Source organism: Micromonospora sp. ABR4_055, from assembly GCF_056160425.1.
Window position 1 is genome coordinate 1 of the sequence record NZ_JBSWXD010000347.1, and the last position, 615, is coordinate 615.

General features: G+C 63.9%; 1 pseudogene. It reads left to right on the plus strand.

The annotated features are described in order from the left end of the window. Positions 1-116, plus strand: a pseudogene (locus tag ACXAHD_RS32325) (IS110 family transposase); the annotation flags it as partial. Positions 117-615: the final 499 nt, after the last annotated feature.

The following is a 615-nucleotide window of genomic DNA, read 5'->3' on the forward strand; positions in this document are numbered from 1 at the left end:
AGCAGCGCACCAAGGAAGGCCTGTCCAAGAAAGAGATCATCCGCTGCCTCAAGCGCTACGTCGCGCGCGAGCTTTACCAGCTCATCACCTCGAAAGATCTTGAACTAGCAGCTTGACATCTATAGGAGCATCCGACCCGGCAACGCCACCTCGATCCCCGCTGGGTCGAAAAGCGCCTGACCGGCGCCGCAGCCACGCCCGGGGTTCCGGGGCGGGCGGTACGCCGCACCCCGGAACGGACGCGATCGGCACCCCTGCCCGGCCCCACGCCGCCCGCACACATCGCGGCACCGCGCCAGCGAGGCGTTCGACCCCGCAGTACACGGCCCCGGAGAAGCCGTCGCCTTCGGGACCGGTCGCCAACACCGCGAAGGCTGCGTGGAGATGGCTCCGACGGTGCCGGCCACCTTGTTGACTGCGGCGATGGGTGTACGCAGTGCCGACGATCGGACCAGGCACCAGCCCTCACCGGCGGCCTCTGCGAATCGAAAGATTAAGTGCTCGAGTCCCTTCTGGTGCGCAAGATCAGGAGGACTTCCCAAAACTATTTCCAGGTCGGTTCAACGCAATCCGTAAACGCGAAAGATCTCCAACTTGGTTACCGTAAGTAATGTG